This is a genomic window from Roseivirga sp. (assembly GCF_034669765.1).
Classification (GTDB): Bacteria; Bacteroidota; Bacteroidia; order Cytophagales; family Cyclobacteriaceae; genus Roseivirga.
In genome coordinates this window covers 15,573-41,576 of sequence record NZ_JAXMOQ010000004.1, presented here as the reverse complement: position 1 = coordinate 41,576, position 26,004 = coordinate 15,573, and the positions used below count along the sequence as shown (strand labels likewise).

At 38.7% G+C, this 26,004-nt stretch carries 22 protein-coding genes; 14 read left to right on the top strand and 8 right to left on the bottom strand.

The annotated features are described in order from the left end of the window. Positions 1-9 precede the first annotated feature (9 nt). Positions 10-1,926: an OmpA family protein gene (locus VOI17_RS08890; protein ID WP_323756898.1), complete on the top strand. Its 1,917-nt coding sequence runs from the start codon at positions 10-12 to the stop codon at positions 1,924-1,926. 85 nt (positions 1,927-2,011) lie between these two features. On the opposite strand, the gene VOI17_RS08885 is transcribed toward VOI17_RS08890, so the two are convergent. The 5 genes from VOI17_RS08885 to VOI17_RS08865 all read right to left on the bottom strand — a co-directional run bounded on the left by VOI17_RS08885 (position 2,012) and on the right by VOI17_RS08865 (position 7,482). Further along, positions 2,012-2,920 (bottom strand): dimethylarginine dimethylaminohydrolase family protein, encoded by a 909-nt coding sequence (locus VOI17_RS08885; RefSeq protein WP_323756897.1) that lies wholly within the window; start codon positions 2,918-2,920, stop codon positions 2,012-2,014. Positions 2,921-3,034: 114 nt separating this feature from the next. After that, the gene (locus VOI17_RS08880; protein ID WP_323756896.1) at positions 3,035-4,246 is read right to left on the bottom strand and encodes a TCR/Tet family MFS transporter; all 1,212 of its coding nucleotides are present in this window, start codon (positions 4,244-4,246) and stop codon (positions 3,035-3,037) included. Positions 4,247-4,301: 55 nt separating this feature from the next. Next, positions 4,302-5,315, bottom strand: a complete 1,014-nt coding sequence (gene murB, locus VOI17_RS08875; protein WP_416376049.1) for a UDP-N-acetylmuramate dehydrogenase — start codon at positions 5,313-5,315, stop codon at positions 4,302-4,304. Continuing rightward, positions 5,315-5,770: a DinB family protein gene (locus VOI17_RS08870; RefSeq protein WP_323756894.1), complete on the bottom strand. Its 456-nt coding sequence runs from the start codon at positions 5,768-5,770 to the stop codon at positions 5,315-5,317. Before VOI17_RS08870 ends, murB begins: the two co-directional genes overlap by 1 nt. Further along, a complete protein-coding gene (locus tag VOI17_RS08865) occupies positions 5,767-7,482 on the bottom strand; it encodes a phospho-sugar mutase (RefSeq protein WP_323756893.1) in 1,716 nt (571 codons plus the stop codon). The genes VOI17_RS08870 and VOI17_RS08865 overlap by 4 nt, the downstream gene beginning before the upstream one ends. Before the next feature lie 170 nt (positions 7,483-7,652). Between VOI17_RS08865 and VOI17_RS08860 the strand changes: the two genes are divergently transcribed. Continuing rightward, positions 7,653-8,075 (top strand): hypothetical protein, encoded by a 423-nt coding sequence (locus VOI17_RS08860; RefSeq protein ID WP_323756892.1) that lies wholly within the window; start codon positions 7,653-7,655, stop codon positions 8,073-8,075. 68 nt (positions 8,076-8,143) lie between these two features. Here VOI17_RS08860 and serA read toward each other — a convergent pair whose 3' ends face one another. From serA to VOI17_RS08845, 3 genes are read right to left on the bottom strand one after another with little or no spacing between them, the layout of a single operon-like run. Further along, entirely contained in the window at positions 8,144-10,048 is a 1,905-nt protein-coding gene (serA, locus tag VOI17_RS08855) for a phosphoglycerate dehydrogenase (protein WP_323756891.1), read from the bottom strand. A gap of 1 nt (position 10,049) precedes the next feature. Next, positions 10,050-10,406 carry a hypothetical protein gene (locus VOI17_RS08850; RefSeq protein WP_323756890.1) on the bottom strand — a complete coding sequence of 119 codons (357 nt, stop codon included), beginning with the start codon at positions 10,404-10,406 and terminating at the stop codon, positions 10,050-10,052. Next, positions 10,406-12,832 carry a penicillin acylase family protein gene (locus tag VOI17_RS08845; RefSeq protein ID WP_323756889.1) on the bottom strand — a complete coding sequence of 809 codons (2,427 nt, stop codon included), beginning with the start codon at positions 12,830-12,832 and terminating at the stop codon, positions 10,406-10,408. Before VOI17_RS08845 ends, VOI17_RS08850 begins: the two co-directional genes overlap by 1 nt. A 147-nt stretch (positions 12,833-12,979) precedes the next feature. Here VOI17_RS08845 and VOI17_RS08840 point away from each other — a divergent pair, with 147 nt between their 5' ends. Genes VOI17_RS08840 through VOI17_RS08785 form a run of 12 tightly spaced genes read left to right on the top strand, consistent with a single transcriptional unit; the run spans position 12,980 to position 25,991 of the window. Continuing rightward, entirely contained in the window at positions 12,980-13,519 is a 540-nt protein-coding gene (locus tag VOI17_RS08840) for a KdsC family phosphatase (protein WP_323756888.1), read from the top strand. Further along, positions 13,512-14,357 (top strand): 3-deoxy-8-phosphooctulonate synthase, encoded by an 846-nt coding sequence (kdsA, locus tag VOI17_RS08835; RefSeq protein ID WP_323756887.1) that lies wholly within the window; start codon positions 13,512-13,514, stop codon positions 14,355-14,357. Before VOI17_RS08840 ends, kdsA begins: the two co-directional genes overlap by 8 nt. Positions 14,358-14,374: 17 nt before the next feature. Continuing rightward, on the top strand, positions 14,375-15,175 hold the full coding sequence (locus tag VOI17_RS08830; RefSeq protein ID WP_323756886.1) for a polysaccharide biosynthesis/export family protein: 801 nt from the start codon (positions 14,375-14,377) through the stop codon (positions 15,173-15,175). A gap of 4 nt (positions 15,176-15,179) precedes the next feature. Then, positions 15,180-17,594: a GumC family protein gene (locus tag VOI17_RS08825; protein WP_323756885.1), complete on the top strand. Its 2,415-nt coding sequence runs from the start codon at positions 15,180-15,182 to the stop codon at positions 17,592-17,594. Further along, positions 17,594-17,959, top strand: coding sequence for an EamA family transporter (locus VOI17_RS08820; protein ID WP_323756884.1), 366 nt, complete (start codon positions 17,594-17,596; stop codon positions 17,957-17,959). The genes VOI17_RS08825 and VOI17_RS08820 overlap by 1 nt, the downstream gene beginning before the upstream one ends. Positions 17,960-17,964: 5 nt before the next feature. Beyond that, entirely contained in the window at positions 17,965-18,897 is a 933-nt protein-coding gene (locus VOI17_RS08815) for a glycosyltransferase family 2 protein (protein ID WP_323756883.1), read from the top strand. Then, positions 18,878-19,588, top strand: coding sequence for a GNAT family N-acetyltransferase (locus VOI17_RS08810; RefSeq protein ID WP_323756882.1), 711 nt, complete (start codon positions 18,878-18,880; stop codon positions 19,586-19,588). Before VOI17_RS08815 ends, VOI17_RS08810 begins: the two co-directional genes overlap by 20 nt. Continuing rightward, complete coding sequence (gene rffA, locus VOI17_RS08805) at positions 19,576-20,718, top strand: dTDP-4-amino-4,6-dideoxygalactose transaminase (RefSeq protein WP_323756881.1); 1,143 nt, start codon at positions 19,576-19,578, stop codon at positions 20,716-20,718. The genes VOI17_RS08810 and rffA overlap by 13 nt, the downstream gene beginning before the upstream one ends. After that, the gene (locus tag VOI17_RS08800; protein WP_323756880.1) at positions 20,697-21,509 is read left to right on the top strand and encodes a class I SAM-dependent methyltransferase; all 813 of its coding nucleotides are present in this window, start codon (positions 20,697-20,699) and stop codon (positions 21,507-21,509) included. Before rffA ends, VOI17_RS08800 begins: the two co-directional genes overlap by 22 nt. Before the next feature lie 6 nt (positions 21,510-21,515). Beyond that, entirely contained in the window at positions 21,516-23,456 is a 1,941-nt protein-coding gene (locus VOI17_RS08795) for a hypothetical protein (RefSeq protein ID WP_323756879.1), read from the top strand. 60 nt (positions 23,457-23,516) lie between these two features. After that, complete coding sequence (locus VOI17_RS08790) at positions 23,517-25,304, top strand: ABC transporter ATP-binding protein (protein WP_323756878.1); 1,788 nt, start codon at positions 23,517-23,519, stop codon at positions 25,302-25,304. A 9-nt stretch (positions 25,305-25,313) separates the two neighbouring features. Next, positions 25,314-25,991 carry an acylneuraminate cytidylyltransferase family protein gene (locus VOI17_RS08785; RefSeq protein WP_323756877.1) on the top strand — a complete coding sequence of 226 codons (678 nt, stop codon included), beginning with the start codon at positions 25,314-25,316 and terminating at the stop codon, positions 25,989-25,991. The last annotated feature ends 13 nt before the right edge of the window (positions 25,992-26,004 follow it).

Below are 26,004 nucleotides of genomic sequence, written 5' to 3'. Positions count from 1 at the left end.
TTGACTATTGTGAGTCAAGCTCAAAACCTCAATAAGGTCTACACAGCTATGGAAGTGGGTGATTGGGAAGTAGCATTAGAAATGCTAGAGCCAATCATTGAGAAGTATGATAAGAATAGTGAAACAAAGTTTTTGGCTGCAATATGTCATACCGAACGATATAGATTAGCTCAGGCAATTGAGCTATTCAAAGGATCCATTGATTTTGCACAGGACTCTCCTTATTTTTGGGTGAAGTTTGCCAAGGCTTATTTGTTGAATGGACAAATAGTTGAAGCTGAGCAGACAATTCGAAGCGTAAGAATGCAAGATTTGGAAGATTTTCTAAGACCGGACTATCTGTTGGTCAGCAGTCAGATTCAAAACGCAAAGAAATACCTATCTAATCCTAAGGGTATAATTATCAAGAATCTTGGGCCAAATATCAATACTGATGGTAATGAATATAGTCAGGTGGTGACCGCTGATCAAAGAGGTATTTATTTTACCGCAAGACGGAAAGGAACTGCTAAGGTGGCTGATGATGGAGAAGCATATGAGCAGGTCCTTACTGCTGAGATGAATGATAATGATGAATGGAGAAAGGATAACCCCTTGGCAGGTTTTGCAAGCGCTACAGCCAATGAAGCACCAATACAGCTTTTTAATAACGATAGTACCTTGATCTCATTTTATGACGAAGATTTATTCATTTCACAAAAGAAAAAGGATGGTACTTGGGGCAAAAGAGTTGCTTTGCCTATCAATTCAAAACGATGGGATTCACATGCATTCATTTTTAATAATGGGAATTCAATGATATATGCTTCGGATATCAATCATGAGATTGAGAACCTTGACTTGTATATTATGCATAAAGATGAAAAGGGAAAGTGGGGCAAGCCTGCACCAATCACAGAATTGAACTCTCCTTTGAATGATGATGCTCCATTTGTAGCAGGGGATGGTACATTCTATTTCTCGTCAAGAGGGCATGACTCAATGGGAGGATACGATATTTTCTCCACTAAATACGATAGTGCTGCTGGTAAATTTGAAGCTCCTGTCAATATGGGCGCGCCTATAAACTTGCCTAATGATGATACTTTTTTTACAATGTATGGTGGTTTTGCCTACCTATCTTCTAGTAGGCCAGAAGGCTACGGTCAAGTAGATGTTTATCGTATTATCATGTTTAACCAAGCTCAAATCCAAGGTAAATTCTTGGACTGTGATGGAATAACGCCAATAGCAAATGCTCTTGTATCCGTAGAGGGTACAGATGGCGAAGTTACTGTGACCACCAATGAGTATGGAGTCTATAAAATGCTCATGCCAGTTGAGCAATCTTTTACTTTAAAGGCAGTCCTGAATGGTGAAGTGGTTTATGAAAAAAAGCATACGATTCGTGTGCTTTTTAGAGATCAATTTGATGTGGAACAAAACTTTTATGTAGGCTGTGATAAGAATGATGAAACCATTTACGTGAAAATGATCAATGGTTTCGACTTGGATCCTATTAATCCACCAGTAGCCCCTCCTTCAATCGAAGGGATCCAGCCAGTTAAGGAGTCAAAAGAGATGATTGCCCCAGTATTAGCAGAAAATAATGTTAAGCTTCCAAATGTGTTCTTCGATTTTGATAAATACAATATCAAACCAGAGTTCTTTAAACGTTTGAATGAGGCTGCCGCGCTATTGGTGGAGAACAGGGATTTAAGAGTGATGGTTGCTGGTCATACTGATGAATATGGTACAAACCCTTACAATACAGCCCTTGGTGTTAGGCGTTATACCGAGGTATATAATTACCTAATAAACAAAGGAGTAAATGCTAATCAGCTAGAGGTTAAAACCTTTAGTGAAGACATTCCAATATCAACGAACAAAACGAGAGAGGGTAGGGCGTATAATCGTAGGGTGGAACTATCGTTTATTGAAAAGTAATAATTCGTTCTGAAGGATTAATGAAAAAAAAGAGGCGACCAATTTTGGCCGCCTCTTTTATATATTAGGCGCTAAAGTCTATGTTTCACGAACGTCTCAGAGGCATTGTAGAGCACCTGAGCAAGCCACTAAGTTTTGAGTTCTCAGTGTAGTCTACTTCATGAACAGTGTAGCCGCGCTCTTTTAAAGCAGCAATCAAAGCCTTGAATGATCTTTCGACTACAATATCATTTGGGGAAAGTGAAAAAATGTTGGGGAACATTCTATTCATTTGGGCCTGATCTACTTTAAGCATGTCTTCTTCCTTGAACAGGTCATAAATAATTTGTGGGCGTTCGGCAAAACCGTTTTCATAAATGATAGCATCTTTTGTACCAATCGGTTGAAATGTACAATCAAGATGAAGAATGTTCTTCTTTCGATCTTCTGAAACGACCAATGGAATGGCATGTACTTGCTTATGAGGAAACGAAGCTTTTATGAATTCATAACCTTCCATATTTGTGCGGGCACTAATGCCCACGAAAATGTGATCGTTCCAAAGAATGACATCACCCCCCTCAACATTGGCGTCTTTTGGTGGATGAATAATGTTCTGTGGATTTATTTTGTTGGTGATGTGTTTTACACCGGGGAGCTCCAATTGGCGCACTTCTTCTTGCATGCTAGCCACTACATAGGTATTGTCTATCACAAAGCCAATGTCACGAGTGAAAACTTGCTCCAGACCTTCGATGTTTTTTGGACGATAAACCTCTACTCCGTACCTCTTAAGCACCTTTTCGAAAGTTGAAATTTCGTGTTGAATGTCTTCCTCTGTTGGGTAAGTACCTTCTTCTTTATGATATTTACTCGTTGGATTGATCTCTGATTCTTCCCCTAAATCAGTGCCAATGCCTAAAACAACAGCTTCAAGCTTATTGGTCTCATTTTTTACATTGAGTTTAAGATATACGCCCTCTTCACCTGAATTAGTGAATTCAACTTCACTCATAAATATGTCTTTTGGTTAAAAATTCTAAGTTCGGGATTAATGATTTAATGGCCTAGACATAATCTAAGAATAGAGATGTCAGTTATGAATATAAGCCTGAATCTTTAGTTCAGTCTAATTTAAGTCGGTTTTGCTTAGCGTACGGTAAGCAAAAATGACACTTAAAAAAGTGAGAATTGCACCAAGCAAGAAGGCAGCACCAGCAAAATAGACATTACCTTCGGTAGTGAAATAGGCAAAAATACCTGTCATTAATGGTGGTCCAACAATCGAAGTAACACTGATTAAGCTGGTTAGTCCTCCTTGCAATTCACCTTGTTCATTGGCTGGGACTTGCGATGACATAATTGCTTGGAGTGTTGGTCCAGCCAAACCACCAAGCGCATAAGGAATCATGAAGGCATACATCATCCATGACTTATTTGCGAAAGCAAAGAGCAATAAACCCAATGCATAAAAGGTAATGCCAATATAGACTGCACGCTTTTGTCCTAACTTTGGTACCGCAACACGAATAAGCAGACCTTGAACTAAGGCCACCATAAGCCCTACAAACGCCAAAGAGTACCCAATCTGAGCCTCAGACCATTGAAATTCCTCAATCACAAAAAACGACCAGTTGCTTTGTACGGCATGAGCCGCTATATATATCAATACTAATGACACTATTAGCCCCATAATTACGGGGTATTTTTTTAGGTGTGATAATGAGCCAATTGGGTTGGCGCGCTTCCATGAGAAAGAGCGTCTATTTTCAGGGATTAACGATTCAGGAAGAACGAAATAACCATATAGCCAATTGACAAGGGCGAGGCATCCAGCCACGAAAAATGGTACCCTAGGCCCTATTTCTCCAAGTAAGCCCCCAGTTAGTGGGCCAATGATAAATCCAACACCAAAGGCCGCTCCAATCATCCCGAAGTTTTGAGCTCGTTTTTCTGGTGGGCTCACATCGGCAATGTAGGCCATCGCTGTCGTAATGCTTGCTCCTCCAATTCCGGCTACAATTCTTGCCAGAAATAGCCAGCTTAAAGTGGGCGATAAGGCCGCAATGAAATAGTCGATACCCAAAGCAAATAATGAGACCAAAAGAATTGGCCGTCTACCGTATTTATCGCTTAATCCGCCTAAAATAGGTGAGAAGACAAATTGCATGGAGGCATAAGATAAAGCAAGTAGGCCTCCAATTTTGGCAGTTTCACTGATCGATTCTCCACCTAACTCTAAAATAAGGGTAGGAACTACGGGCAATACAATCCCAATTCCAATAATGTCAATAAGAATAGTTGCCAAAATAAATGGCATGGCTGGCGTACGTTTCGACATCTTGGGTATTTTTTGAAGGGTCGAATTTATGCAATAGTACCCAGTAGATGAAGAGTTAAATGATATTCACTTCGGGGATAATTTCTATCCCGAATTTGGCAGCCACTGAAGCTTTAATTTCGAAGGCTAACTTCTTAATGTCTTCACCCCTTCCGTTGCCGTAGTTTACTAAAACGAGTGGGTGGTTTTTGTGTACACCTATTTCTCCGAAGGTCTTTCCTTTCCAACCAGCTTGTTCTATAAGCCAAGCCGCAGGGATCTTCACTTTTTGCTCAAGAAGTTTATAGCCTGGGATACTCGGGAATTCGGTCTTAAGACCTTCGAAATCAATGCTATCTATTGTTGGGTTTTTAAAGAAGCTACCAGAATTACCAATTTCAGCAGGGTCGGGGAGTTTGCTTTGCCTGATTTTGATTACGGCTTCACTGATCGCTTTGATGCTCAATTCGCTTACTTCCATTTCATCCAAAGTATTTTGAATGGCTCCGTATGAAGTATTGAATGTTGGGCTTTTATCCAATTTGAATACCACGGAAGTAATGATGTATTTGCCTTTTAGCGAGGTTTTGAAAACACTTTCACGGTAGCCAAACTCACACTCTTCAGAGGTAAACTCTTGGTATTTACCAGATGCTATTTCAACAGCTTCCAAAGAATGAAAAACGTCTTTTATTTCGACACCATAGGCACCAATGTTTTGCATGGGTGCCGCGCCAACCGTACCAGGAATAAGCGAAAGGTTTTCTATACCTGCCCAGTTGTTTTCAATGCAATGTAAAACGAATTGATGCCAATTTTCACCGGCCATGACTTTGATCCAAACATGGTTTCTATCCTCATCAATAAGCTCAATGCCCTTAAGTTCATTTTTAAGCACAATCCCATCAAAATCTTTGGTGAGTAAAATATTGCTTCCGCCCCCTAAAACCATTAATTCCTGATTAGACTCCATCATTTTCAGTGCAGCCAGTAGCTCTTTTACTGTGGTGAATGCAATAAATTGTGCAGCCTTGGCTTCTAAGCCAAAGGTGTTGAATGCTTTTAATGAAACATCTTGTTCCAGTTTAATCATTTATCGAGAAGCCTACGGTGATAATTGATTTGGCCTAAATGGTAATTTAAATGACCTTGGAGGTGAATGAGAAAGAAAAGAGTACTCATTTCCTTGTTGTTGAAAATCCTATGCGGGTAGGGGTAATTCAATACAGATTCTGGTAAACGCTGAAGTGTGTCTGTTACAGCAGTTTTAGTTTCTTGAATTGAGTCTAGCAATTCTGTGCGACTCACATTTTTACCAGAAAACTCAAAATCGCGATTGCGTTCATAACCTGTTTTCCCCAGTACTGCCCCTATGAAATGTTGTAAATTTCCACAAATATGAAGTGCTAAATTACCTGCGGTATTTGTGATTTCTCCCTCTGTAATCCACATATTTTCTTCTTTCGAATAGGATTCAACTTCATTGGAAAGTAGATCTAAATCTCGGTTAATTAATTCTAAAATTGATTGGGCTGGAATGCTCATAGGTTTAAAGCTTTTTTGATGGTTTCAATTCTTGTTTCTAAAAACTGTTTGGTTTCATTAAAGTCAACGGCCGATCTAAGCGGAGTGTTTACGCTAATATAGAATTTGATTTTTGGTTCGGTACCAGAAGGCCTTGCTGATATTTTTGAGCCATCTTCTAAATAGAATTGTAATACATTTGATTTTGGTTGGTCGATCGCTTTTTCGGAGCCAGAAATCATGTCTTTTTCTACCAAACTCTGATAGTCCATGGTTTTGATCACTCTGCTTCCGGCAATTGTAGCTGGTGTTTTTTCGCGCATATCCACCATCATTTGCTTGATCTCGTCAGCGCCTTTCATTCCCTTTTTGGTCATGGAGACCAATGCTTCTAAATAGAAACCATTTTCAACAAACACTTGCTTTAAAAGGTCAAAAATAGACATGCCTTGATCTTTTGCCCAAGCGCACATTTCGGCTAGCATGGCGCAAGAAGCGATGGCATCTTTATCGCGTACAAAGTCGCTGATCATATAGCCGTAGCTTTCCTCGCCACCGCCAATAAACTCTTTTTTACCTTCTTCTTGTTTGATGAGGGCGGCAATGTATTTAAAGCCTGTCAGCGTTTCTGGGCAATCTACTTCAAATTTCTCCGCAATTCGGTTAAGTAAATCGGTGGTTACAATGGTTTTAATGATCATCTGTTTGCCATTGAGCTTTCCGTTTTCTTTCCACTTTCTCAGCAAGAAGTAAATCAAAAGGCTCGCAGCCTGATTTCCATTCAGTAATTCAAACTCACCTTCATCGTTTTTGGCCGCCATACCCACGCGATCTGCATCGGGGTCGGTAGCCATTACGAGGTCGGCATCTAACTCCTTGGCTTTGTTCAATGCCAAAGTCATCGCTTCATGCTCCTCAGGATTTGGGTAAACTACAGTAGGGAAATCGCCATTGGGTTCGGCTTGTTCCTCTACAATAAAGACGTTTTCAAAGCCTTTTCGTTTTAGGATTTCAGGCACCATTGTTATGCCCGTTCCGTGAATAGGGGAGAATACAATTTTGAGGTCTTTCTGGTTTTTGATGGCTTCTGGTGCTAGGGTTAAACCCTCGATAGCCGAAAGGTATTTGTCGTCCAGTTCGGCACCAATCAATTCAATTTTACTATCGTCCTTTTCAAACTTAACAGATTCTATTCCAGTAATGGCTTGTACTTCGGCAATGATGTTTTTATCGTGAGGGGCAATTACTTGTGCGCCATCGTCCCAATAGGCTTTGTAGCCATTGTATTCTCTTGGGTTATGCGAAGCAGTAAGCACTACACCACTTTTACAACCAAGCTCTCGAATGGCATATGAAAGTTCTGGTGTCGGGCGAAGACTTTCGAATAGATATACATGGATCCCATTGGCAGAGAAAACCGCAGCTGTGGTTTCTGCAAAGAATCGGCTATTATTTCTGCTGTCGTGTGCTATGGCTACTTTTATGGTTTCATCTGGAAAAGCTTTGATCAAGTAATTGGCCAGGCCTTGGGTCGTCATTCCAATGGTGTATTTGTTGATTCGGTTAGAGCCTACTCCCATGATGCCCCTTAAGCCCCCAGTGCCAAATTCCAGGTCTTTATAAAAGGCCTCATTTAAATCTTCTTCTGAGAGCGAACGAATAGCTGATTTACTGGCCTCGTCAATGCTGCTGTTTAACCAAATGTTAACCTTGTCTTTAATGTTGGTTACCATAAATTAAGATGATAAGAAATAATAGTGCTGTGTTAAGAAAGATACTGGGTAAAGTTAGTTTTTCTGACTGCTTTTTAAAAGGATTTCTACCAGTAGTAAACCTTTTTCTGTTATGCCTTGCATGTTTTAACTGATCTTACATTCTTTGTGCTACGCCTAGTATTTAGAATATGAATGTAGAGAAACTGAATGAAGATTTTGCTGCAATTGCAGAGAAAATCAATGAGTTAGACGACATGGATTACAGTGACGAACGCTACGATGATTTGGAGGAGCAACTCCATGATTTGGAAGATGCGTTTATCGAAGAATTCGGGTCGGAATTAGAAGAAGCTATCGCTTTGGTGCATGATGAGTTTTGCCCAGACAATGATGTGCTTTTACCGATTGCTTATTTCGCTAAGAATTATGTTCGTTTGCAACGTAATAAAGAAGGTCAATATGGTTACGATGTTGAATTCGGAGAGGGTGTGCCAGTAGAGGTAGATGATTTCCCGAACCAAGAAGTGAAACTGGTATTGGTGCCAGGCCCAACCCGTTTACTGGTTACTGTGGGTGAAAATGCCAAACAAGAAGCTTGGAGGGCTAAGTAATTAGCCTCTTTATAATAGAACTAAAAAAGTCTGGCTTGCCAGACTTTTTTAGTTTAAAACCAATTTATTTAATACAGCATCCTAAATTTTATGGTATGCTCAATTTTCTTCAATGATTTGCTTAGCTCTTTGCCGTATTGCTTATTAATGTCGGTAATCACATAACCAATGGCTTCATTCGTCTTTAGGTATTGACCCACAATGTTGGCGTCAAATTCTGCCAAAGTATTATTGATTTTGGCCAAAACTCCAGGTCTGTTTTTATGGATATGAATAAGCCTGTGTGCATTCTTAAGCGGAGGCAATGTGATATTCGGGAAGTTTACGCTGTTTTCAGTGTTTCCTGTATTGATGTAATCCATGATTTTACGAGGAACAAAATCAGCAATGTTTTCTTGCGCCTCCAAAGTGCTTCCACCAATATGTGGCGTAAGAATGGTGTTGGGTAAACCCATAAGTTCCGAAGTAAAAGGGTCGTTGTTGCTTTTAGGCTCTTCTGGAAAAACATCCACTCCTGCGCCTATTACTTTACCACTCAAGATGGCTTCTTTCAAGGCGGGAATGTCAACTACAGGTCCACGGGCCAAATTCAAGAAAATAACCCCATCCTTCATCATCCGAAAATGCTCTCTTAGAAAAAAATTTCCGTTTTCTGGTCGGCCATCAATGTGTAAAGAAACCACATCCGCAATGGCCAATAACTCCTCCAGTGTGTCACATTTGGTGGCGTTACCTAGCGCTAGTTTTTCAACCAGATCGTAGTAGTAAACATCCATTCCAAGGTTTTCGGCCAAAACAGAAAGTTGAGCGCCAATACTGCCGTAGCCGATAATACCTAATTTCTTTCCTCGAATTTCGAAGCTGTTTTTAGCTGTTTTAGACCAAATGCCTTGGTGCATATCTCGGTTTTTGTCAGAGATTCCCCGCATCAGACTAATCATTTCGGCAATGGCCAACTCTACTACCGAACGTGTATTGCTGAAAGGCGCATTGAAAACTGGGATTCCAGCTTCTAGAGCCACCTCAGTGTCGATTTGGTTGGTGCCAATGCAAAAAGCACCAATGGCCATCAGCTTATCAGCTTCCTTGATTACTTTGGTCGTTACCTGTGTTTTGGACCTTAGGCCTAAAACATGTATGCCTTTGATTTTCTCGCAAAGTTCATCTTCATCTAAACCCGCAGGGTAGCTTTCAACACTAAAGCCTTCTTCTTTTAATTTGGCCAGTGCATTTGGGTGAACACTTTCTAGCAAAAGCATTTTGATTCGATTTTTGGGGTAGGATAGGGCTCCGCTCATTTTCTTGTGGTATAAAATTTCGTCAAAACTTGGGGCGATGTGATCGGCATGTTTCTTTACAGGTTTGCGCTCCACGTTTTCGGTATAAGCATAAAAGTTATTGGCCATTCCGGCCTCGCGCACCTCGTAATCAGTGTAGCCATCGCCAATCATATTAACCTGTCCCTTTAATTTTAATGCTTCAATTTGTTTTACTTTTCCTCCATTTACGGAAAGCACATTATCACGGTCTAGGTCTATGATGTTGCCTTCTTCGTCAAATACCATTTCGTTAGCAAAAACATGTTCGGCTTTAATTCCAAACTTGGTCACCACAGGCACAATGAATTCTTTGAAACCATTCGAAATAATAAAAGTATTTTCAGGATGCTCAATAAAGAAAACTCTATTCCTTTCAATGGATTTGGATACCAGCTTTGATAGTCGGGAGATTAACTCTGGAAGGTGTGCTCTATTGGCATTTAACAACTGAATACGAGCAATGAGTGATTCACGCAGCGACATTTCGCCCGCCATGCCCAAGTCGGTAATGTCTTTGATTTTCTGCAATCGAGTGTTCCTTTCAGGGTGGTTCGAAAGTGAAATTTCTCCTAGAATATCTAGCGCTTCAACTTTCGTGAAAGTGCTATCAAAATCGATTACAAAATATTGTTTTTCGTCCTCTTCAACCTTCATTCTACTTTTTGCCTGAGATTAATTGCTTGCATTGGTTTCCGAAAATACCAGCTACTCCTGCGGCAATTCCACCTACAATTCCTGTGATCAGAAATAGCAAAAATGTGTTTCCTTCCAATTGAAGAAGCACTGCTATTTTCTTGGTCAAGGTAAAGTCGTTTGGTTGTGCCAGAAACCATGCATTCATGATCCAAAGTAAGGCGATTGCCAAGAAGGGAACAAAGAAAGAAGAGGCCTTTTTTAGTCCTACAATGGCACCCATAATAAAGCCAGCGATCATTACTGACCACCAAGGAAGAAAAAGGCTTAAAATAAAGGCGATAACAACGGTTAGAATAATATTGATGAGCGTTTTCATTACTTGGCTGGGCTTAGATTTTGAGAAAAAAGTATACGGTCTGAAGCTTGGTCAGCGGACTTCATAAAGAGGAGAGTGATGTATTCTCCAGCAGCCCATCGATCAATCATATTGTCATAGAATTTGCTACCGGGATTTCCAGACTGGCCACCAGGGTAAATACCAAAAGCGTTGGGTTCATCCCCCAGTTCAACAATCATTCGCCAAGAAGGGCCGTGGTTTTCACTAGTCGCATTCACAATTCCTGAGTTTCCACCAATCGGTAAATTAAACCTGGAAAAGGCCGGTCGTGCTTGTAATAAATGACCAACGTAAGTGCCTTTGTAATCCATCCATTTTAAAGATTTCCCAGTTCTAGATTGCCAAACGGTAAGGTCTTGCACAGCATCTCTAAACGATTGAAAATAGAGGTCATTGGCGGTTTCTATCTCTGGTGTTTCTTTTCTGTCAAACCAAGCGTAATTGGGTTGATTCTTCAATAGCCAGATAGTTTGGTAGGAGCTTGGGCGGTCGATGGCAACATCGAGGTTATAAAGCTCATCCCAAGTCATTCGGAATAAATTGCTCCACCATTTCTCCCATATTGTGGCTGCTTCAGCGTTTACGCTGCTATTAAAATCCCAATCTTCGATTGTAGAGAGCATTTGTGCTTCATTGGCAGTGAGTGAACTTCTGTCCAGGCTGTCGAGCATAGTAGGGATCAATTCTGCTGCTTTAAGGTTGAAGGTATTGGCCTGTAGATCTTTAAAATCTTGAATGTCGAATTTTTCTTTACTTCTGAAAAAGTTGTTGATTACACGGTTGCGGTAGGTTTCGTAACCATCATCATATACATAGTAAGGATATTTTTCATCTGTAGGATGTTGGTTGGCAGAACTCACAAAACCTCTTTCAGGGTTTTTCACATAAGCATTCTGATTTTGAGGAATGAACGCTTGCCATTCGTATCGAGAATCTGATCCATCCATCAGGAACTTGCCTTGTTCTGGCCACTTATTGGCCAACTCTCCTTGCACCCAAAGAGCAATATCTCCTTCACGCGAAGCGAAAATAAAGTTTTGTGCTGGCGCAGTAAAATGTTTTAAGGCTGCCGCATATTCATCATAATTCTTGGCCTTATTTAAATCCAGAAAAGTCTGCTGGTTATTGTTGGGTAAATGGCCTGTCCATTTCATGGCATAGCCATCTTTCTCTCCATTTCCTTTGAAAGTATGGTCATAAGTTACAGGGCCGTAATGCGTATAAATAACCGTGTCATACACAACAGGCTTTCCTTTTACTTTAATTTCTTCAATTACTTCAGTCGTTGCTCTCCAAGTATCATCATACTTGTAAGCTTTTCTAGAAGCATCTTGAAATTCAATTTTGTACCAATCTTTCACATCACGTGTGGCGTTGGTTACACCCCAAGCTATGTTTTGATTGAAACCAATAATGACACCCAGCGCGCCAGGAAGTGTAGCGCCAAAGGTGTTTTTTTCTGGAGTGGCCAATTGCATTACATACCAGATAGAAGGCAGATTGAGTTGTAAGTGTGGATCGTTGGCCAAAATTGGGTTGCCCGAAACGGATTTTGATGGCGCTATTGCCCAGTTGTTACTTCCGTTGTGAGGATTGGGCTTGTCCATGGTTTCTTTAATGAAATCACTTGGGAAGTTAACGTCAGGCTTGTCAACCTTTTCAACTTCAAAACTACTCCAGTTCCTCTCTTGAGGGATTACAGGGTCTTGGTCGGCATAAAAATCAGGAAAAAGTAGATCGAACGTTTCCTTGCCAAATAGCTTTACAAAATTGGTGTTTTCTAAATCGGCATCGCCTCCCGCCAACATATCCGTCATGTACATTAATAGCAGTGCAGTTTTCTTTGTTGTCCAAAGTTCGGGTTGATAGTCTAGTATTTTGTATTCCACTGGAAGTTCTCCAACGCTTAATGACGCTATGTATGCGTTGATGCCATCTCGATAAGCTTCAAGTAACTTTACTTCTTCAGGGTGCTTCATCATCTCTTTTAAAGCATTATCGGCACCAAAGCCCATTCCTTTTCTGCGTTGGCCTCGATCGTATTCAATGGCCGCTTCGCCTACTACTTCTGAAAGTCTACCTCCCGAAGCGAAGGTTTGAAATTCTAGTTGCCAAAGGCGATGTTGAGCTGTGATGTAGCCCTGTGCCCTATAAAGGTCTTCATCACTTTCAGCAAACACATGCGGAATCAATGATTCATCATAATGAACAGTTACTGGGTTTTTCAAGCCGGGGATTTCTAAGCCCCCTTTTGCCGCGGCAGACTCAGTAATTTCGTTTTTCCAAAAACCTTGGTTCGGACTTAAGAACTTCCCCATGGGTGGTATATCTCCGAATTTAGTATTCAATCCGTAGAAAATGCCAAGGGTAAAAAGTAGGCTGACCAAAAACTTAACAGACTTCATAAAGCAAGGAATTGATGTAGGTCTTAAATATAGGAGTTAATGTTGGATTCAGAAGAAGAGTTGTACTCTGGTTTTGACGCTTAATTGAAAATAGAACCATTATGTCAGTCAAAAAAAACCTTCTACATTTGTCTAAACCTAAAACACGTGAACGTATCCTCCGAGATTGTTGAAAAAGCAAAAAGAATAAAAGCCATTATTTTCGATGTAGATGGTGTGCTTACTGATGGCCGTATCATTTATAATAATGAGGGCATGGAGTCTAAGGAATTCAATGTGAAAGACGGGCAAATCATCCAACATTTAAAACTTCATGAAATCTTAACTGGTGTTATCACTGGGCGTGATTCTCAGGTGGTACGTAACCGTTGCAATGAATTGAAAATAGATTTTCATTACCATGGAGTAAAAAGAAAAGGAGAAAAATTTGAAGATATATTGATGGAGTTTGGGTTGAGCGGGGAGGAAGTGGCCTTTATTGGTGATGATATTAATGACCTACCGATCCTTATAAAGTGTGGGTTAGCCGCTACACCAGCAGACGGACACTACAAAGTGAAAGAGCGTGTTGATCTAATTCTTCAAGCAAAAGGAGGCGAAGGAGCATTGCGAGAATTGGCCGATTTGGTTTTGGAGACAAGAGGTTTTTATGAGTTAATTATTGAAAGACAGTTAAGAAATGAATAAGTTTGGAAAGGGGTTTCGCTTAAGTGACAATGTAGAAGTAGGGAATGGCAAGATGGTGCTGTTCTCTGGGCCATGCGCGGTTGAGAATTATGATATTTGCGCACAGATTGCAGAAACCTTAATAGCAATTTGTTCTGAACTGGACATCCAGTATGTATTTAAAGCTTCATTTGATAAAGCCAATAGAACCTCTGTTGATTCATTTAGGTCAGTAGGGTTTGATGGGGCTTTAGACGTACTAGCGAGGATCAAAGCAAATTATAACGTACCAATAGTGACTGATATTCACGAATCATATCAAGCTTCTCCTGTGAGTGAAGTGGCGGATGCGTTGCAAATCCCGGCTTATCTGTGTAGGCAAACTGACTTATTGGTCGCTGCTGGTAAAACGGGTAGAACAGTAAAAATAAAGCGAGGTCAATTCATGGCTGCTGAGGATATGGAATACGCAGTGAATAAGGTGAAGTCTACTGGTAATGAGAAAGTTTGCCTTACAGAACGTGGTGTATCCTTTGGTTACCATAACCTTGTAGTAGATATGCGCTCACTACCAGTTATGCGTCAGTTTGCTCCCATTATTTTTGATGTAACGCACAGTGTACAGCAACCCGGAGGGATGAATGGTAAGTCTGGAGGTCAAAGAGAGTTTGCTCCTTATTTGGCCCGTGCAGCAGCAGCGACTGGGGTAGATGGTTTCTTTATTGAAACGCATCCAGATCCATCAAAAGCCTTAAGTGACGGACCTAATTTGATACCTTTAGATAAGATGAGAGACTTTATGAAGATGCTCAAAACAGGTTTTGAGTATGGGAATAGTCCTGATAATACCATACTTTAACGGATTAAACTGAATAAATGCTAAAGAAATTTTTCGGACTAGTTGTTTTACTAATTACGGTATCTTCTTGTATTCCTAACGAGAGTGTGATATTATTTCAGAATAAGGGGCCTGATGAAGCCCTTGAATTAAACACACTGATTACCCCACCTAGGTCTGAGTATTATCTACAACCACGAGATATGTTGTCAATCAACTTTTTCTCCAATGTTGAGTTAGCTGTAGAACCTTTTAGACAGTCAACGATTGACGTTTTAGGTGGAGGAGGGGGCCAAGAAGGTGGTGGACAACAATCATCGGGACAATCCTTTGTGATCGACAACAATGGCTATTTGTTAATCAATACTTTATTACCAGTTAAGGCTAATGGTTTAACAACAAAGGCGCTTAAGGATAGTTTAGAGAAAATAATACGTAAGGAAAAAGGGATCAAAGATATTTCAATAAATGTGAGTCTGGCAGGGATTCGATACACAACTACTGGTGAGATTGGAGGAGGGCAACAATTAATTGCGGGTAGTGAGGCCAATTTGATGGAAGCTATTGCCAATGCAGGTGGCTTAACTATCAATGCCGATCGCCAAAAGATACAGTTGATAAGAAATTATGAAGGAGGTTTTAAAGTGCATGAGATTGATGTCACTCAGAGAAATTTAATGCTTACTGAGTTTTGGTATATTAAACCGGGAGATATTATTTATGCCCCACCACTAAAATTACGTGAAATAGGGGCTGGAGATAATTTCATGTCCCAACTGGGAACTGTATTGGGGCTGATTTCAGCGGTGATTTTTTTATCTAGTTTGACCGGTAAATAATAGGATGGGAGATTTCGAAGAGCTTTTTGGTCAAGGGGAGAGTAAAACAAGCGCAACGGCTTTCAACCCGAAAGAGGTGGTTTTTAAGTATATCCGCTTGTGGCCATTATTTATTATCTCCACGTTTATGTTGTTGCTTACGGTGTATATTTATCATAGGTACACAACAGAAAGATTTAGTGTAAGAAGTACAATTCTCATTCCTGAGAAAAACCGAGATATAGATCAGAGTATTTTGGCACAGTTTAGCTTTGACTTCGGGACTGTTTTTTTGAACGAGATTGAGATTTTAAAATCTAAACCTTTGATTGAGAGCGCTTTGGATAGTCTTGATTTTGATGTCTCTTTTTATTCTAAAGGGAGAATAAAAACCATCGAAGAATACCAAACTCTGCCTTTTGTGATTCTGTACGACAAGAACCATGAACAGCCTTATGATCAAGAATGGAAACTTGTTTTTTATGAAGGGAATGAGTTTAGTATTGGGCGAGGAGGAGAAGAAGGTCTTGAAAATAAGATCCGCTATCACCCAGATGGGTGGATCGAAAGTGGGCAGTACCGGTTTAAGGTGGAGTTTAAGAATTATGCCAACTTGGCTGGTAAAACATATTCTTTTAAAATAAACAGTAGAGCAAGCCTTGTTAGCAGCTTTCAAAGCCGTCTAGAGGTAACCTATTTGAAGGCTTTCAGTTCTATCGCTGTTATTACTCTAACTACAGATGTTCCTCAAAAGGGTGTTGATTTTTCGAATAAGTTGCTCGAAGTTTATCAAAGAAGAGAACTCTCTTTGAAAAACAGTAAGGCAGAAAAAACCATTGCCTTTATTGATGAGCAAATGGATACCCTAGAGTTAAGCTTAAAAGAATTAAGCACAGAGAGGTCTGATTATAGAATTGAGAATAGATTCCTAGATTTAGCGAGTAAAGGGTCAGAGCTTTTGTCAAAAATAAATGACTCTGATTTTGAGATAAGAAAACTGGAAAGGCAGGTTACTTTTCTAAATGAATCACTGAATAAAATTGCGAATAACGACAGTCTTCAAGATCTCGTCTCCCCTTCATTGTACGGTATTGAAGATACCTATATTAATCAGTTTACGGATCAAATTAGTGAACTCACTTTACAGCGTTCAGCATTGCTTCAGTATTTAGAGAAATATAATAGTACCATTCAGTCATTAGATGAGCAGATCGGTCAAGTTCAGAGAAATCTAAAGAGCTATATTAAACTGAAAATTGATGAACTAGAAGGTCAACTTAAGGCGTACAAGGATGAAAATGGACTGGTTGAAAAAGATTTTGAGGAGTACCCTGTTGTTGAGAGGAATTACTTAGATATTGAGCGGAGATTTAATATTGTAAACGGAATTTATACTAACCTACTCCAAAGGAGACAGGAAGCCTCAATTGTATCAGCTTCTAATGTTGCTAATTCTGAGATCGTAGACCCCGCTATACTGCCTTCAACGCCATACTCACCAAATTATAAGCTTAATTATTTAGTAGGGGGGGCTTTGGGTTTGATTATTCCATTGTTGTTCATTGTTCTGAGAGAGCTTACTTTTAATCGTATAGAGACTAGAGGGCAGATAGAGCGAATAACTTCTCTCCCAATAATTGGAGTAATTGGGCATAATGAATTAAAATCGAATTTGGCTATTTTTGATAAGCCCAAATCGATAATTGCGGAAACCTTTCGTTCATTACGTTCTAACCTCCAATACTTAAGCAGTGAAAATGAACTGCAGACTATCCTTGTAACCTCAGGTTCATCGGGTGAGGGCAAATCCTTTTGCTCTACTAACTTAGCTTCCATAATGGCGATCAGTGGCAAGAAAACAGTTCTCCTAGGTTTAGACTTGAGAAAACCAAAACTTTTTGATGATTTTGGTTTAACAAATGACATAGGAGTTTCAAATTATTTAGGTGGCTTTGTTGAAATGGAAGATATCGTTACTCATACTGAATTCAATAATTTGGATGTGATTTTTGGGGGGCCTGTGCCACCGAATCCAGCGGAGCTATTAATGGGGAAAAAGATGGAAAAATTGATGACATACTTAAAATCTAAGTATGAAATTGTCATTGTCGATACCCCTCCAATTGGTATTGTTGCCGATACTTTTAGCTTACTTAAATATGCAGATGTCAGTTTGTACGTAGTACGTCACCTCTATACGCAACAAGATTCTTTAAAACCTCTTAATGAGTATGTTGAAAAAGGGATTGTTAAAAACATGGCCCTAATTTTAAATGATTTTAAATCCCGAACGGGCTATGGTTATGGTTATAATTATGGCTACGGTTACGGTTATGGTTATGGTTATGGCTATGGTAATCAATATGGAGGGGGGTATTATGAGGAATCTGACACTAAGCCTAAAAGGAGTTTGATTAAAAAATGGTCATCTAAGAAATAATGAATGCTTATTCTGCCGTATTTGCAACGCTTATACTTACGGTATATGGTCAGTTGATATTAAAATGGCGGATATTGAAATATGGGAGCCTTCCTGTTGGATTAAAAACAAAAGTAATCTTCCTGCTTAAGCTTTTTTTGGATCCTTATATTTTATCTGGTTTTGTTGCTGCTTTTTTAGCTTCTATATTTTGGATGGCCGCCATGACCAAACTGGAGCTTTCAAAAGCATATCCAGTAATGAGTTTAGCGCCCGCTTTGGTTTTTTTACTAGGGATTTTCTTGTTAAATGAAAATTACTCTCACGGTAAGCTAATAGGCTTGATTTTGATAGGACTAGGAGTAATTGTGACGTTTAAGTTTTAAGTTGAATGGTAGAAAGTACACCTTTAATTTCAGTCATTAGTCCTGTTTATAACGCAGAGAAAATACTGCCTGAGTTGATCAAGAGGGTTGAACTAAGTCTATCTTCAATTACTAATAATTTTGAACTGATTTTAGTTGAAGATTGTGGGACAGATGACTCTTGGGCTGTGATTGAACAGTATTCGAAAGAGAAAAAATGGATTAGAGGGATTAAACTAAGCCGTAACTTTGGTCAACATTATGCTATTTCTGCGGGCTTAGATTTAGCTATTGGTGAATGGGTGGTTGTAATGGACTGTGATTTACAAGATCAACCAGAGGAAATATCTAAACTTTACCATAAGGCATTAACGGGTTATGACATTGTGTTGGCCCAGAGGACCGTTAGAAAGGATAGTTATTTTAAACGACTTTCCTCTAAATTATTTTATCGCACGCTTGGTTACCTAACTGGCTCGAAACAAGATGAAACGGTTGGTAATTTTGGTATATATAACAAAAAAGTAGTTGCAGCAATAAGGTCTTTGAAAGAGAGTATTAGGTTTTTCCCATCGATGGTTAGTTGGGTTGGCTTTTCTAAAACTAGTATTGAAGTCAAGCATGAAGGAAGGCATACAGGTAGTTCTAATTATACCTTCTCAAAACTATTACGCCTTTCATTGGATATCATACTTGCATACTCTGACAAACCTATCCGATTGGTGATGAAGGTGGGGGCAATTATTGCTTTTGTATCGTTTTTTTTCGCTGTTTTCATATTTAGTCAATGGTTTTTTGGTGACATTGAGGTCCCTGGTTATACGAGTCTAATTATTTCCTTATGGCTAATTTTTGGAACGCTTCTTTTAACGCTAGGAGTAATAGGTTTATACATTGGGAAGTCTTTTGAAGAGGGGAAACGAAGACCAATTTACATCGTTGAAAAATCAACGTTTTGACATGATCAGCAGGCTTGATTGGGATAGTGAAATGTTTAAAATGACTATCGGGGTATCAAATATTTCTACTTATAGAGATGTACAGCTCAGCGATTTCAAAAAGCAATTTTTAGGTTATGATTTGGTTTATCTGTTATCTCATAAGAAAGTTCCTGATTTTGAAGGTCAATTATTTGAGGATGAGCGTATTAAATACGTAAAAAATGTATCTTTTCATGACTTGAAAACACAAGTTTCTAAGGTTAAATTTGGTATTCATAAGAAATCGAATTTCGAAAAGCTGGCCCTGCTTAGTGGGAGATTCTCTCGCTTTCACCTTGATCCAAAGTTCGATGATGAAAAATTTATTTTGCTCTATAATTTATGGCTAGGCAATTATTTTTTAAACGATTCTTCAAAAGAGGTTTTCTTTTGTCAAGAGTCAGGTATAATTCAAGGGTTTTTGACACTGGATATTGATTACCAAGAACAAACAGGAACAATAGATTTAGTAGCTGTTGATGAACAGTTTCAAGGGCAAGGGATTGGTACAACATTGATTAGGTCAGTGGAAAACTATTTGATTTCTGAAAAAATAAAAACATTGTACGTTACGACTCAAGGTTGTAATGATCAAGCTAAGCGGCTTTATGAAAAAAATCAATTTGAAATTGATAATGTATCTTTTGTTTATCATTTATGGAAGGCTTGATTCCATTTAATAAACCCTACTTAACGGGTAAGGAGGCTCATTATACCTATCAAGCTGTGAACTCAGGTAAGATATCGGGTAATGGTATTTATACCCAGAAATGCCATGAGTTTTTCGAAAATCGATTCGGGTTTGCTAAATGTTTACTGACCACCTCTTGTACAGATGCCTTAGAAATGGCCGCCATATTGTTGGATATTAAAGCAGGGGATGAGGTGATTATGCCTTCCTATACTTTTGTGTCTACGGCCAATGCTTTCGTTCTCAGAGGAGCTAAGATTATTTTTTGCGATTCTAGAACTGATCACCCTGGCATGGATGAGTCACAAATAGAGAAGCTAATTACATCTAGAACGAGGGCAATAGTAGTAGTGCATTATGCTGGAGTGGCCTGTGATATGGATATTGTAATGGGTATAGCTGATAGATACCAATTATTTGTGGTAGAGGATGCAGCACAAGCTATTGACAGCTATTATAAGAACAAACCATTAGGTGGTATTGGCCATTTGGCAGCGTTCTCATTTCATGAGACAAAAAATATCATCAGTGGAGAGGGGGGAATGTTAGTTGTAAATGCTCCAGAGTTTCAAGAAAGGGCAGAAGTTATTTGGGAAAAAGGAACCAACCGCTCTGCTTTTTTTCGTGGTGAGGTGGATAAGTATAATTGGGTAGATATTGGGTCATCTTTTCTGCCTTCTGAAATCATTTCTGCTTTTTTGTATGCACAACTCGAAAATCTGAAAGACATACAGAATAGGAGAAAACAGCATTGGAATCAATATAAAAGAGAGTTGAGCGGTGCCAATTTGAATGAAATTCAGCTCCCTCACTTACCAAGCTATGCATCCAATAATGCACATATGTTTTATTTGGTATGTGAGAATGGTCAATTAAGGGATGAGTTGATTAAGTTTTTAAAGAACTCAGGAGTTTATGCGGTTTTCCATTATTTGTCACTCCATAAAAGCCCATTTTACTCAAGTAAGTACGATGGTAATGATTTGCCAGAAGCAGATAAATACTCAGACAACGTAGTCAGGTTACCATTATACTATGAACTGAAAGTAAATCAAATTACCAAAATCACACAATTGATTATCCAATTTTGCAATTCCTATCCCAGCTAAAAGAAGAAAAGGGTATTTGGTATAGTCCAAATACAGATGCCATTTCTTACCCTAAAGAGGGTAACTCGCTTTGTTATCAGCTCGAAGATAATAGTTATTGGTTTGCTCACCGTAATACATGTCTTTCATTCATTATTAATAAATATGCAACTGAAGGGGTGTTCGCTGATGTTGGTGGGGGGAACGGTTTTGTAAGCGCCATGCTCCAAGAAAGCGGGCATCATGTAGTATTAATTGAACCAGGCCAAACGGGGTGTTTTAATGCTAAGAAACGAGGAATTGAAAAAGTGGCTTGTGCTAGGTTGGAAGATGTTGATTGGTCGAAAAGTGAATTAAAAAACGCAGGTATTTTTGATGTTTTAGAACACATTGAGGCTCATGAAGTCTTTCTAAAAACAATCCATTCTGCTCTGGCAGAAAATGGCAAATTATTCATCACCGTCCCGTCTTTCCAACACTTGTGGTCACAAGAGGATGTAAAGGCTGGTCATTTCAGAAGATACACAAAGAAATCATTGTCTCAAGTTTTGTCTCGGGCGGGTTTCAAAATGACATATAGCAGTTACATGTTTTCGTGTCTCCACCTTCCTATTTATGTACTTCGTACTTTACCCACCAAATTAGGTTTAAGGCGAAGCGATTTTAAAAACGATGAGAATGAACATGGCACTGAGGGTGGGTTCATGATAAGTATGATAAAAAGGCTTCTTAAAAGGGAGCAAAATAACTTAATGGATGGAAAGACAGCCCGTTTTGGAAGCAGCCTTGTTGTTGTGGCCGTTAAAAAATAGTTTTTAATGATTAAGATGAAACCTAGGTCAATTTCAGATTCATCTATATCAATCATGAATCTGTCATGTATCATTACTTCTGTTTTGATTACTGTAGCCTATTTATTCTTTAGAAGAAGGGTAGATAGTTTTTTTGATTATGACCAGTTAGTTTATTTCATTTCGTTGTCAACGATTTTAGTCTCGGGGCCATTTTTTTTTCGTACCTACCTCAAACTCCCTGTGGATAAATGGTATACTGATGAATCAGTATTGAGTATCATTATCCTTCTTTTTTTAGGGTTACTAGGCTATCTACTTCATTTTACTCCTTTTTTGGATGTAACGAGACAAGTACTAGCAATTGTGGCTATAGGGCTTTTGTTTGCCGAGTTTATGAACTTACTAAAAGGACCAAAGCGTATTGAGTGGATATTGATTCCACTTCTTTTCACTGTACTCGCCTTGGTTATTTATATACAAGGAACTCAAGATATATTCTACTTTGAACAAGTTTGGTTAGGCCAAGCTCAGCAAGATTCTCTTTTCCATATGGCCATAAGTAATTTACTGAACACTACAGGAGTCCCAACATTGGGACTTCATGGTATTGTTGAATTAAAATATCACTGGTTGTCTCATTGGTTGTTTGCAGGCTTAAATAATTTATCAGGACAGCAAACAGTGCTTTTCTACAACCTAGGGTATGTGGTTATATTCATTCCTATTTTTATCAAGGCTTTGTATTTAGTCTCATCAAAGTATCTTCAGTTTCGTTACCAAAGAGATTTAAGCTTGCTCTTCTTTGCAATCGCTATTGTATTGATGAACTCCTTTTTAAATGTTAGAGCATGGTCTGGGGTAGAACCTTTTATAAGTGAGAGCTTTGGGCTGTCTTTAAGTTTGTCATTCCTATACCTAACTTCATTAATTGCCTTTGTAAGGAATAAACCCAAAAACAGCATCCCGTTTTTTCTATATTCAATTTGCATAGTATCGTTGATACTATTGGCAAAAATATCAACAGGAATGGTGTTATTATCAGGGCTCTCATTGCTGTTTGTACTAAACTACAAAGTAAAATATTATCCGATTTTGATTATTGCAATCATATACTTTGCATTTTTCACTAAAGAAGTGGTTGCGGTTTCGGATTCAACTATTGTTGCGGCTGGTTTTTTCGAAAGGCTAGACACTATGCTTAAAAGGTTTCTAACTCCCCTTTCTCTATTTGGGGCCTTTCTCTTTTTGTGTCATTGGATTTCTTTAAAAGAAAAAAATATTGCTAAAGGCGTATGGTCAAATTTAAATAACGAGTATGGATTCTTGCTGGTGCAGTCCGTTACGGGGTTCATTTTAGCTATATATGTATCATTCAGTTGGTATCATTCATTCTATTTTGGAAGTGTTCAGTTTTTTATCGCTTTTCCTATAATCATCAGTTTTATGTTTCAGCTTTGGGAGCGCTTTCAAATTTCCAAACAACATAAAACTTTACTTTTAGTAGTGTTTACATTTTTTGCCCTGTCATATCATTATGAAACATTACGACAAATTGAGCAGCAGCGTAAAGTACAGGTTAGAATGATCGAGAATGGAGATTTCGATCCAGCACTAAGAGAGACCATCAATTTGTTAATGGTTTTAGATTCCGAGGAATCAAAAAGTAATAAAATCTTATTCCTAGATAATTCAGTAAAGGACTTGTTCAAGTCTGAATTCATATTGGCTGATTTCTTTGTTCCCTCTGCGCTTTCTGGAATACCCAGTATTGGGGGGATTCGTGAAAGCTTTAACTTGACGAAACAGCAGAGTTACGGTTTAGGAGATTATTCGGGTATAAATGGACTTTATATAAATAGTCTAGAAGAGGCGAAGTCACAATCAAGAGCCATGGGCTATAAGGAGTTAATCTATTTTGAGGTGAATAATGATAATAAGGTGACCAAACAAAGTTATGTATTGTAAAGCTTTGATGTGGTTCGAACAGCAGGTTAAAAAGCTCTCTTTTTGAAGTAAATTGTTAGAATGAATTTTTTTAGATCAGATATCGTAGGCTATTTTCTGTATTTCTACAAACAGTTGAAATACAGGGTGTTTGTTGTTATAGTACTCAGTATTATAGTAGGAGCTCTGGATGGTTTAGGATTGGCTATGTTTCTTCCACTACTTCAAATGGTTAACAAGGGGAGCTCAGCAGAAAGTCAAGATTTAGGACAGTTGGATTTCATCCCACGCGGAATGGATCAGTTAGGGCTACCTTTTGAGCTTATTTCTGTTTTATCACTGTTGTGCATTTTTTTTATACTCAAGGGGACTGCGAAATACTTTTCAGGTTTATACAATGTAAACATCCAGCAGTTTTATGTAAAGAAGATTAGGCTTGGCTTACTCAGCGGGGTGAAATCTATGTTTTTCAAGTCCTATATGACCACTGATATGGGGCGCATTCAAAATACGTTGACAGGTGAAGTGGGCCGTGTAATGGTGGCTTATACCGCCTATTTCTCTGCATTGCAGAACTTAGTTTTAATGCTGGTGTATGTTTCTTTTGCCATTTTTATCGATATCAAATTCTCATTCCTAGTGGTTATAGGGGCATTATTGACTAATATTCTATATAGAAAAATATATAAGCTGACCAGAGGGTCATCGCATAGGGTAACGAGTTTATCACATGATTTTGAGGGTTTTCTAATACAGTTTGTTCAAAATTTTAAGTATTTGAAAGCTACTGGGCTTTTAAACAAGTATGAAAAAAGACTCTCCGGTTCGATCGTAAATATTGAAAAAGAGAACAGAAAAATTGGTACCCTTAATGCACTTTTAATTGCAGTGAAAGAACCGATATTAATCGTGGTAGTCTCTTCTGCAATTTTGATTCAAACGATGGTTTTTGAAGAATCATTGGCTCCTATTTTAATCAGCTTACTGTTTTTCTATCGCTCTTTAGGTACTTTAATTGCAGTGCAGAACGATTGGAATAAATTTATTGCAAGAATAGGATCTCTAGAAAACTTGATTGAATTTCAAGAGACTTTGAGTACATCAAAGGAAAATGATGGAGACGTTAGTTTAGTGTCTTTTAAGAAAGAAATCATCTTGAATGGCTTAAACTTCTCTTTTGATGATCAACAGGTTTTGAGAGATGTTAACTTAACCATCCGAGCCAAAGAAACTGTAGCTTTTGTGGGAGAGAGTGGTGCTGGAAAAACAACTCTTATTAATGTTGTTTCTGGCCTAATGCCGGTTGGAAAAGGTGAATTGACATATGACGGTATTGATAGCTCCGTGTTAGAAAAATCCTCTTTACAAAAACGGATTGGTTATATCACTCAAGAGCCAGTAATTTTCAGTGATTCCATATTTAATAATGTCACCTTTTGGGAGGAGAGGAATAGTGATACCCTAAAAAGATTTGAGTTGGCCGTTAGAAAAGCGGCTATGGAAGAGTTTATGGAGCCCTTAGCTGAAGGACTTGATACCAAGTTAGGTGATAATGGTATTAATTTGAGTGGTGGCCAAAAACAGCGTTTATCAATAGCACGTGAGCTCTATAAAGAGATTGACCTATTGATTTTGGATGAGGCAACATCCGCTCTTGATTCAGAAACGGAGAATTCAATTAAAAGAAACATTGAGGACCTGAAAGGAACACTAACAATTTTAGTTGTAGCGCATCGCTTGTCGACCATTAGGAATGCCGATAGGATTGTTTTGATGGATAAAGGAAAAATTGAGAGGGTCGGTGATTTCGATACGCTCAAGAGAGAGTCTTCTAGATTTAAAAGAATGGTAGAGTTACAAGAATTTTAATTTTGACCTTTGAGTAAAGTTGCGTTTATACCGGCTCGGGGAGGATCAAAGAGATTACCTGGAAAGAATCTGATGAAGTTTTCAGGGAATCCTCTGTTATATTATTCTATTATGTTTGCTATTAATAGCAGATCCTTTTCCCATATCATAGTATCTTCAGACGATGATGAGATATTGAAATATGCTGAATCACTGGGGGTAACAGGCCTGAAAAGACCTGATAGTATTTCGGGAGATTTCTCACCAACAATCAGTGCCGCACAACACGCTTTAGCATCACTGAAGGACGTAGATGTTTCCGCTTTTGTAACCTTGCAGCCCACCAACCCTGCTAGAGTATTCGATCATCTTAGTCGAGCTTTCGAAATATTTTATAGCTCAGAAGAATCTGCCGTCATCACTGTTTCAGAGATTAAAAAGAAGTTAGGGCTATTGAAAGAAGGGAAGTGGCAACCTCAATTTTACAAGCCAGGGCAACGTAGCCAAGATATGGAAAAGCTCTACTATGAAAATGGCAACCTTTATGTATCCAAGCCTGAATTTATCCGTTCAGGAAATATTTTTGACACTAACAGTGAAACTTTAGTGATTGATGCAATACCCTATGCTATTGACATCGATACGATGGAAGATTTTATTATCGGAGAGTCAGTTTTCTCCACTTATAGATCACAGATAGATTACTAGCATTATAGACTTT

Coding starts and splice junctions, on each gene's coding strand:
- VOI17_RS08885 (WP_323756897.1), bottom strand. CDS start 2,920: ATGAGTGAAGTTGAATTCACTAATTCAGGTGAAGAGGGCGTATATCTT.
- VOI17_RS08880 (WP_323756896.1), bottom strand. CDS start 4,246: ATGTCGAAACGTACGCCAGCCATGCCATTTATTTTGGCAACTATTCTT.
- VOI17_RS08870 (WP_323756894.1), bottom strand. CDS start 5,770: ATGAGCATTCCAGCCCAATCAATTTTAGAATTAATTAACCGAGATTTA.
- VOI17_RS08865 (WP_323756893.1), bottom strand. CDS start 7,482: ATGGTAACCAACATTAAAGACAAGGTTAACATTTGGTTAAACAGCAGC.
- VOI17_RS08860 (WP_323756892.1), top strand. CDS start 7,653: ATGAATGTAGAGAAACTGAATGAAGATTTTGCTGCAATTGCAGAGAAA.
- serA (WP_323756891.1), bottom strand. CDS start 10,048: ATGAAGGTTGAAGAGGACGAAAAACAATATTTTGTAATCGATTTTGAT.
- VOI17_RS08850 (WP_323756890.1), bottom strand. CDS start 10,406: ATGAAAACGCTCATCAATATTATTCTAACCGTTGTTATCGCCTTTATT.
- VOI17_RS08845 (WP_323756889.1), bottom strand. CDS start 12,832: ATGAAGTCTGTTAAGTTTTTGGTCAGCCTACTTTTTACCCTTGGCATT.
- kdsA (WP_323756887.1), top strand. CDS start 13,512: ATGAATAAGTTTGGAAAGGGGTTTCGCTTAAGTGACAATGTAGAAGTA.
- VOI17_RS08830 (WP_323756886.1), top strand. CDS start 14,375: ATGCTAAAGAAATTTTTCGGACTAGTTGTTTTACTAATTACGGTATCT.
- VOI17_RS08825 (WP_323756885.1), top strand. CDS start 15,180: ATGGGAGATTTCGAAGAGCTTTTTGGTCAAGGGGAGAGTAAAACAAGC.
- VOI17_RS08820 (WP_323756884.1), top strand. CDS start 17,594: ATGAATGCTTATTCTGCCGTATTTGCAACGCTTATACTTACGGTATAT.
- VOI17_RS08815 (WP_323756883.1), top strand. CDS start 17,965: ATGGTAGAAAGTACACCTTTAATTTCAGTCATTAGTCCTGTTTATAAC.
- rffA (WP_323756881.1), top strand. CDS start 19,576: ATGGAAGGCTTGATTCCATTTAATAAACCCTACTTAACGGGTAAGGAG.
- VOI17_RS08795 (WP_323756879.1), top strand. CDS start 21,516: ATGATTAAGATGAAACCTAGGTCAATTTCAGATTCATCTATATCAATC.
- VOI17_RS08790 (WP_323756878.1), top strand. CDS start 23,517: ATGAATTTTTTTAGATCAGATATCGTAGGCTATTTTCTGTATTTCTAC.